Here is a 1,132-nt window from a genome sequence, read left to right on the forward strand (position 1 = left end):
ATAATGACTGGGTGGTGAAGCATTATCATGCAACAGGTATCAAGGCGCGCACCAGACAGAAGCTGGGTTTGTCCCGGGCTTCAATCAGTTGGCGGCAAGGGTGGTTGTGGGCTTTATTGGGCATTCCCACTCCGCGACCGGTGATGCTGGCGGAGTTTTCCCGGGGCGCAAAGGCAGGAAGCAGTGTGATTGTCTTTCCTCGACTTGCGGGGCGCCCCCTCAGTGAACTTATGGAGAAAGAACGCCCCCGAGCTGAATGCCTTGCCGGTAGTGTTCGCCAGTGGCTGGCTCATTTTCAGTGGGCAGGTATCAGTCATGGTGACATGAAGGCCCAGAATATATTGGCAAGCGAGACCGGGGTGGTTAGCTTTATTGATCTTGATGGAGCGGCGCATTCTTTTGTTCCTGGCATTATTAATGCGAGGAATAGAAAGGATCGAGAACGTTTCGAGAAGAATTGGCGCCAGTTTAGCTCTTCAAGGCTTCACTGATTGTTAATCCCATATTCCAGTGCGAGAATTTCCGGGAAAAATTGATGGACTCGTCCCTCAGTTTGTTTTCCCGTTCCGGGTTGGACCTTATCTCGGTAATTTTCTGTTTTGCCTCTTCCAGGTTGTTGTAGAGGATGCAATTTTCCATGTCTTTCAGCCCCAGGGAAGCTTCTTCGTTGTTGCCTTGCCTGTAGGCAACGAGGATGCAGCCACAAGCCATGGCTTCAAAGTTCTTTGCCATGTATTCGTTTAGACCTATATCTGCGCTGAAGAAGAAGCGTATGCGGTTGAGCGTACGCCTGTATTCCTCGGGAGTGCTTGTGCGCATAATCTCGCATTCAAGCTCGCTCTGAGCGTCCCTCAAGATCTCTGCCCGGTTCTTGTAGGCGTCATTGTTTACGCGGCCTATGAAGCCAACGTCAATGTCTCTTTTTGTATTGAGCAGCCCGGTGTTGTGGCTTGAGTATCCTTTTGGAATAAAAAACGCAGGGATGCCTTCTTTTTTGAGGTTGTCTGCCGTTGCGCTTCCGGTAACCAGGACTTTCTCAGGGGCAATGTGCTGATAGAAGTTGCTGAATTTTCCCCGCCATTTGGAGGCAGGCATAGTTTCCTGGCAGGCATCTTCCTCGTAGACGTAGAGT

General features: G+C 50.6%; 2 protein-coding genes. One reads left to right on the forward strand and one right to left on the reverse strand.

The window, feature by feature from the left end; translation table 11 throughout:
- On the forward strand, positions 1-491 hold a 491-nt coding region (locus ACN0IC_RS15685), incomplete at its 5' end, for a lipopolysaccharide kinase InaA family protein (RefSeq protein ID WP_416879681.1).
- Here the strand turns inward: ACN0IC_RS15685 and ACN0IC_RS15690 are convergent.
- Positions 469-1,132, reverse strand: a 664-nt coding sequence (locus ACN0IC_RS15690) for a glycosyltransferase family protein (RefSeq protein WP_416879682.1), incomplete at its 5' end; no start/stop codon positions are given. The two genes, ACN0IC_RS15685 and ACN0IC_RS15690, sit on opposite strands and share 23 nt — an antisense overlap.

The organism is Litorimonas sp., from assembly GCA_029936425.1.
Lineage (GTDB): Bacteria > Pseudomonadota > Alphaproteobacteria > Caulobacterales > Maricaulaceae > Litorimonas.